This is a genomic window from Reinekea sp. (genome assembly GCF_982785585.1).
Window position 1 is genome coordinate 1 of record NZ_CEYAVF010000056.1, and the last position, 7,603, is coordinate 7,603.

General features: G+C 55.6%; 6 protein-coding genes. All 6 read right to left on the reverse strand.

Annotated elements, in window-relative coordinates; all coding sequences use genetic code 11:
• Window positions 1-170: nucleoside monophosphate kinase (locus AC4FIC_RS14705; RefSeq protein ID WP_488093707.1), on the reverse strand; the 170-nt coding region annotated here is incomplete at its 3' end.
• 240 nt (window positions 171-410) lie between these two features.
• Window positions 411-3,026, reverse strand: coding sequence for a phosphoenolpyruvate carboxylase (gene ppc / locus AC4FIC_RS14710; protein WP_476194931.1), 2,616 nt, complete (start codon window positions 3,024-3,026; stop codon window positions 411-413).
• Window positions 3,027-3,157: 131 nt separating this feature from the next.
• Entirely contained in the window at window positions 3,158-3,757 is a 600-nt protein-coding gene (locus AC4FIC_RS14715; RefSeq protein WP_273283757.1) for a beta-phosphoglucomutase family hydrolase, read from the reverse strand.
• Between the two features lie 178 nt (window positions 3,758-3,935).
• Window positions 3,936-5,909 (reverse strand): type II secretion system secretin GspD, encoded by a 1,974-nt coding sequence (gene gspD / locus AC4FIC_RS14720; RefSeq protein WP_476194457.1) that lies wholly within the window; start codon window positions 5,907-5,909, stop codon window positions 3,936-3,938.
• 12 nt (window positions 5,910-5,921) lie between these two features.
• Window positions 5,922-6,842 (reverse strand): type II secretion system protein N, encoded by a 921-nt coding sequence (locus AC4FIC_RS14725; RefSeq protein ID WP_476194930.1) that lies wholly within the window; start codon window positions 6,840-6,842, stop codon window positions 5,922-5,924.
• A partial coding sequence (gene gspN / locus AC4FIC_RS14730; protein WP_490359433.1) for a type II secretion system protein N occupies window positions 6,842-7,603 on the reverse strand: 762 nt, incomplete at its 5' end. The genes AC4FIC_RS14725 and gspN, both read right to left, overlap by 1 nt.

Here is a 7,603-nt window from a genome sequence, read left to right on the forward strand (position 1 = left end):
CCGCCCTGATCCATAATGGTTTTGGCCTGAACCCCAAGAGGTGTACCTGCTTTTACTGCTGCACGTAACATGTCACCGGTCGATATCTGTGGAATTGAATACTTCTCACAAATAAATTGAGCTTGTGTACCTTTACCAGCACCAGGTGCCCCGAGCAAAATAATACGCATTAACTACGTACTCCTCTTTCAATTACGTTTTGGCGGCCGCAGCTTGTAAACTGCTTAATTTACAAGCAAAAGTGCCACCAACTTATTTTAGGCTGGCGTACTTTACCTTTGCCCCCCCTTAGATACAACTTATGAAGGGCTTAGGTAGGTGCTGAAAACCATATACTCGGTATGGCGCGAACCGCTCTCGCCCGGCCAATACTAACTCAGCCGCGCCAGCACTGCCTCTAAACCCAACGACTAGCCGGTATTGCGCATCCCGGCGGAGATACCCGCCATGGTCACCTTAAGCGCCTGTTCCAGGATTGGATCGATTTCCCCGGCTTTACGCTCCCGCTTGAGCAGTTCGGCCTGCAGATAGTTGAGTGGATCGGTGTACGGACTGCGCACGTGGATCGACTGCGCCAACAACGGATCCGACTCCAGCAGCCGCGTTTGACCCTTGAGCTGGTTAAGCAAGAGCTCACAGCGCTTTAGGTCGGCGCGCAATTGGGTGCCCAAGCTGTGGTATTCCGGCGCCACCAGCTGCTGCTCGTAATAGGCCGCGATCGAGCCATCGGCCTTACCCACGACCATTTCCAATAGATCCAAATAGGCGGTGAAAAACGGCCAATCGCGGATCATCTCGGCCAGCGTCTCCGGTTCCTGCTCGAGGGCATGTTGCAGCGCCTGCGGGGCGCCTAACCAGGCTGGCAAATTAAGCCGAACTTGCATCCAGGCAAACACCCATGGAATCGCGCGCAGGCTCTCAATGCCTCCGCCGGCCTTGCGTTTGGCCGGTCGACTGCCTAGGGCCAGCTTGCCCAATTCCTGCTCGGGGGTAAGCGAGCGGAAATACGGCACAAAACGGGGATCTTCGCGCACCACCTGACGGTAGTGCTGCAGACTCTGATCCGACATCTGTTCAATCAGATCGCGCCAAGCCTGTTTTGGGGCTGGGTTGGGCTCCATGGTCGCGCGCATGGTCGCGGCCACATAGATGGCCAAACTGCGGATCGCCACGCGCGGCAGGCCAAACTTATAGCGGATCATCTCGCCCTGTTCGGTTACTCGGATCTTACCCGGCACCGAGCCCGGCGGCTGCGACGCCATGGCCTTTTCAACCGGACCGCCGCCACGACCGACCGTGCCGCCGCGACCGTGAAACAACATCATCGAGATATTGCGTTTATTCGACAATTCGACCAGCGTTTCCTGGGCCTTGTATTGGGCCCAGGTGGCGGTTATTTTGCCGGCATCCTTGGCCGAATCCGAATAGCCAATCATCACCGTCTGCTTGGCGCCACTGTATTGGGTATACCAGGGGTTCGACCAGAGCGCTTCCATGACCCGAGGGGCGCGATCGAGATCGGCGAGCGTCTCGAACAGCGGCACGATGGGCACATTCCAGGTGACCCCGCTTTCACGCAGTAACAGCGCCACGGCTAAGACATCGGACGGCTGTTGGGCCATCGAAATGATGTAATGCGAGAGCGTTTCCGCCGGCTCATTGGCCACCACGGTACAGGTGTTCAAGACCTCTAAGGTGTCGGCACTAGGTTGCCAATGGCGCGGTACCAACGGGCGTTTGTTATTCAGCTGCTCATAGAGAAAGGCCTGACGCTGCACTTCGTCCCAGGCTTCGTAGTCGCCCAAACCGACATGCGCAACGATTTCATGCAACGCTTTGACGTGCCGTTCACTGTCCTGACGCACGTCTAGCGGCACCAGATTTATGCCAAAACACTGGACTCGACGAATGGTGTCGAGCAGTTCACCATCTGCGACCCGATGCAGGCCCACCTTGGTCAGGGCGTCGTAACAGGCACTCAAGGGCTCGAGCAGTTCGGCTTTGGACTGGATCGGAATCTCTTTATTGATGCCGGTGTCGTTCAGCTGCGCTTCGGTCCAGCGCAGGGTCGCCATGAGGCGATCGCGTATCTGGTGCATACAGACCCGATAAGGCGTCTTAGAGCCCTGCCCATAGGTTGCACGAAAGTCCTCATCGGCCACATCCATACTCAGGCGCGCGGCCAGTTGGTTGATATCACGCAGATATAGATCTGCGGCCATCCAGCGGCCCAGGAGGATCACCTCTTTGGTCACTGCATGGGTCACATTGGGATTGCCGTCGCGATCACCACCCATCCAGGAATAGAAATGAAAGGGGCAGATGTCTTTGGCCAAACTCTGGCCCGTTGTGCGGCGGGCCACCGCATCGAGTTCACGGAGAAAATCGGGCACCGCGCTCCACAAGGAATTCTCAATCACCGCAAAACCCCATTTCGCTTCGTCGACCGCCGAGGGCCGCTCATCGCGCACCTCATCGGTATACCAGACTTCATCGATGGTCGAGCGCAAACGCTCCTTGATTTGGTCGATTTCATAGCGAAACAGGTCGGTGCGCGATAAATCGCGCAATGCGTTGGAGACGTTCTCATATTTGCGAATCAGGGTACGGCGGGTGATCTCGGTGGGATGGGCGGTCAACACCAGTTCTATATTGAGCTCGTTTAGTACCTTAGCGACCTCTGCCTTGCCGTGTTTTTCGGCAATTTGGGCTAAGGTCTCTTCCAGAATATCCCGTTTATCGGACTCGGCACTGGAGAAAAACTGTTGCTCGGCAATATTGGCCAAATTCAGGAACTGGTTAAACGCGCGCGCGATCGGCAAGATATCCTTGTCTTCCAGCGCCGCCATCACATTGATCAGGGGTTGGGCGTCGGCATCATCGGCTTTATTTACCTGCTTACCCAGGTTGCGGATCTCTTCAACCTTGCGGAACAGTTGGGGCCCGTGGTTCTCCAGCAAGGTGTCACCGAGCAACTCACCGAGCATGCGCACATTTAAACGTAAGGTATCGGGTATAACGGTCATAGTTGAAAACTCCATTGCGCTCTGGTATTGCGCTTAGTCAGCATGCTAAGAAAAACTTCAACGGCCCGCACGAGCGGGCTCCCAGTATAAAACCGCGCGACTGAGAGACCCTCGTCCCCGTCCGTCGGCCATCACTTGATTAAATCGCGCACATCCACGGCGCTCATTCCAGCGCTCAAAATAGCCTCAATGCCGATATCGGTATCCTCAAAGGCGACACAGCGTTCCGGCGCCACATTCAGGCGCTGGGCCGCCGCTAAGAAGACATCCGGTGCCGGCTTATGACGGGCCACATCATCGGCCGTGACCAGCGCATCAAAGTAATGCGCTAGCTCCAGTTGCCCGAGCAACATCTGTGCTCCAGCCCGACTGCTGCCGGTCGCGATGGCCAGCGGCTTGGTGCCGAAAAACTGTTGCACGATGGCCAGAGTTTCTGCGATCGGCGTCGCCTTGGGCATCAACGCTCGAGAAAGCCCCTCTTTCATCGCTTTCGCGGCCTGCAGATCGATCTCTAGGCCCGCTTCGGCGGATAAAATCTGCAGTGTTTCAAATGTGGGCACGCCGCCGAGCTGGTAAAACCGGGGTTTGGAAAAAGGCAGCCGATAGTGCTCGGCGACCTGCTGCCAGGCGATATAATGCAAGGGCATGGTATCGACTAGGGTGCCGTCCATATCGAAAATTAGGGCGTCGGCTTGCGCCAAACGATACTGCAATTCCGGGCTAAGACTCATAGGGTCGATTCACTTAAACGAGGCAAATAGAATATCACGCTTGCCGCAGAATGAAATTACGCCAATTCCAACGCAGCCTGCCTGATACTGAGGTACTGAGCCTTCCTGGGTGTCCGTGCGCATAAAAAAGGCCCGTCGCAGGTGCAATCGGGCCCTATTGGATCAAGACTGTTGCGCCCTATTCGATCAGAGCATCGGCCGGCTGGATCTGGGATCCGTCTATATAGGTGCCGTCGAAAACCTCATCGATACTGGGTTGAATCAGACCCAGACCACCGCCTAAGGTTTCGATGCGCAATTCCCAGATGCCATTCATACGCCGTTGGATTAGCGCGCTGGACTGATCGCGAATAATCGTTGGCCGCAATATAATCAACAGATTGGTTTTCTCTTTCTTGGTCGATTTAGACTTGAACAGATTCCCGATAATCGGCAAATGGCCCAGTATTGGCACCCGGCTTTCAAATTCTGTGATTCGGTCTGAAATAAGGCCACCCAAGACAATGGTCGCGCCATCATTGACCAGAACCTCGGTTTTCACCTGACGTTTGCTGGTCACCAGGTCGACGGCACCAGCGGTATTCTCACCAATAAGGGATTCAACAGTCTGATCGACTTCCAAGCGAATGGCACCATTCTGTTGCACGTGCGGAATCACCGACAGGGTGGTGCCGACATCTTGCCGATTGATAGTAAAGGGGTTATCCGTTGTGCCGCTGCCGCCGGTCTTAAAGGGCACCGAGCTACCGACCGTGATAAAGGCTTCGCTGTTGTCGAGCGTCATCACACTGGGCGTCGACAATAGATTGGTGTTACTTTCCGATTCCAAGGCTTGGATGATCAGACCAAAGTTGGCGGTGCTGCCAAAGGGATCCGCCAAAGCTAGGAAACCACCCGTTGGCACCTGGCTGATGGCACCCAGTGCCGAACCGGCGGTGGTTACCGCCGTACCGACACCCGTCGCCAGCTGCCCCAGGGATGCACCGGCGATGCTCGAACTGGATGAGGCAAACGGCAGGCCATCGACTACCCGCTCCGGGTTGGTCGCCCATTGCACACCCAAGGCATCGCCGTTGCTGCCGGTCACCTCGACAATGGCGGCTTCGATCAGCACCTGATCGCGGGTCACATCGAGCTGGGCGATAATAGCTTCAAGCTCGCTCAGCTCAGACGGTTCGGCACGCACAATTAGGGCATTTTGATCTTCATCGGCAAGAATCGATACCGGCTGGCTCGGCGGCTCACCCTGACCGCCCTGCGCGCCACCCGGAGCGGCGATACCTTTAAGGATTTCAGCCATTTTCTTAGCATCGGCGTTATTGAGGAAAATCACCTTGTAAGAGGTGTTCTCTTCAGAGGGGGTGTCGAGCTTTTGGATCAGTTCAACAATCTGTGCTCGAGAGTCGGATTCACCCTTGATAATAATTCGGTTGCTGCGCTCATCACCGACCAGCAAAACGCCTCGGTTAGAACCGGAACTGGAGCGAGCGCCCTGATTACCAGCCACCACGGCCGCGGGTGAGATCCGTTCTAACAGGGTAATCATGCCACCAACCCAAGCATGCTTGAGATTGACCACCTCTATTTCTTCGCTGCCGGCCTTATCGAGCAGGTCGATGATTTCTGACAAACGCTCAATATTGGTGGCCCGATCCGCGACGATCAGCACATTGGCAGACGGCACACCCGCCAGATGGCCATATTTGGCTACCATGGGCCGCAATATGGGCACCAGTTCCATGGCCGACGCGTTTTGAATGGGGAATACTCGTGTGATAATGTCTTCACCGACCCGTCCACCCGTGGTTTCAACGTCGATACCGGCGGATTTAATATCCGACTGGCCGATAATTTTCACCACATCGCCCGCCACCACGGCGGAGAAACCGTAGACTTCCAGCGTTGCCAAGAAGGTTTCATAGATCTGTGATTGGGTCATTTCCCGTTCGGAGACCACCGTCACCTTGCCCCGAACGCGCGGGTCGATAATAAAGGTCTTGCCGGTCACCTTAGCGACCAGGTCGATCACTTCCTTTATTTCAGCATCCTGCATATTCAGCGTGTATTTTTGCTCGGTGGCGGCAAATACCAATGATGCCGAACAAAGGCAGCAGACTACCAAAGCCAATCTAACCTGAGCGAACAGAGCCATGTTCTTTACCTTTTAATATGTCGGAATGGTTTGATAGATAGTAAAAGCACGGGAACCACGACGAATTTGAATTTTTATTTCACCGCCGGTCTGCAATACCTGATTGAGTAAAACTTGGTCATTTTGGATATTGCCAACGGGCATATCGTTTACCGAGGTCACAATATCTCCTGGCCGCAACCCCACCATTTGCAGTTGCCGAGCCTGCCGGGTCACCTGATAACCCTCGGCAGAGGGTTCCAGACCCATTTCAGCCACAAACCCTTCTGGGTCTTCATTGGCGCGTCGATTCACATATTCGACCATGCCTTGCACCTGGGCTTGCAGGTCGGCGCCATTGGCCACATCGGCATTGGCTTGGGACAGGGCTTCACGGAAGGATGCGGCGGGTGCAGGTGCGTTATTCGCATTGGGATTAACCGATTCCAATATAGCCTCGGTGGCGACCTTTTCGTATCGGAGAATTTCCAACTGGCCGCGACGATCGAGAACGATCCGATCACCAAACACTTCGGCCAACACAGCCTGGCCGAACAGATCTTCTCCCACCGCGAACACCTTCCCCGCTCCGCGGCCTTCGCCGATCACGGCAAAGCCTTGGCCATCCCCACGCGCCATCACACCCTGAAGGGTTAAGTTGAGTTTTGTTTCCGGTACTTCGACAGCCTGTTTTTCGACTGCTTGGGCGGCAGCAGCGAACGCGCCAAAAAATTCCCGGCTGCCGATGGAGCGACTGATCTCCAGCCAGTCTTGACCTTGACCCGTGCCATCCTGAACCGCCGGGACCACTTTGGGCGCCACCAGCGGTGCAACGGGCAGCACCGCTAACCAAGTGATTTTCGCCAAGCCGACGCCGCAGGCGATGACCAGCAGCGCCACCAACCAACCCTGCACCGGGCGCCAGACATTAATGAGTTGGGCTTTAATATCCATTAAAACACCTGCTGGGAAATATCGAACAGGGTCGTGCCATTGCCGGGCACCCGAATCGCCATATCCTCGGCTAAGGTGCGCTGCACAGTCAGGGTTGCCAGACCGGCCGGCGTCAACGCTATATTTATATAATCTTGTTGCCGCTCGCCCTGCACCCTGAGGGTCCAGCCCTGATCGTTTGAGGCCAACTGCCCAAACAGCGTCGGCACCTGATAATTCTGCACGGTGCGACCCATGGGTATGCCGACCGGCCCCCCAGACCAGGTCAGGGAGCCATGCAAGGCACCCAATTGTTTGCCCCAACCAACCTCGGCAGAGACTGAGTCCAACTGCAACCGACCGGAAAGGCTTGCCTTATAGGCGCTGTAAATGGGGGCAAACAGGGTGTCATCGAGGTAGCCGGTTAGATTCTCGATCGCCAAGCCGGCGGGCTTGACCAGTAGTCGACCCGTTACCGCCATTTGCGCATTTTGCACACTGATCTGGACCGGCAATTTAAGGGACAACAGACCAAGCAACTGAACATCCCAGTCGACTTTGGCATAACCGTAGGATTTTAAGCGGACCAGTGCTTCACCTTGCCATAAGGTGCCGTCGGGCTCTTCCAGCGTCACACCCAAACTGGCCAACCTCGGCCCGGCCAATGGCAATAACCACTGTAGCGGCGCGAGAGCAGCCAAGGCTAGGCTGTAGCTGATCACTAGCAAAATGACCCATTTTATTTTGACTACCTTCATGAATACAGTGCAATTCCGTCGCGT

Bases quoted from the DNA above. Each gene is read 5' to 3' on its own strand.
- ppc (WP_476194931.1), bottom strand. From the start codon at position 3,026: ATGACCGTTATACCCGATACCTTACGTTTAAATGTGCGCATGCTCGGT.
- AC4FIC_RS14715 (WP_273283757.1), bottom strand. From the start codon at position 3,757: ATGAGTCTTAGCCCGGAATTGCAGTATCGTTTGGCGCAAGCCGACGCC.
- gspD (WP_476194457.1), bottom strand. From the start codon at position 5,909: ATGGCTCTGTTCGCTCAGGTTAGATTGGCTTTGGTAGTCTGCTGCCTT.
- AC4FIC_RS14725 (WP_476194930.1), bottom strand. From the start codon at position 6,842: ATGGATATTAAAGCCCAACTCATTAATGTCTGGCGCCCGGTGCAGGGT.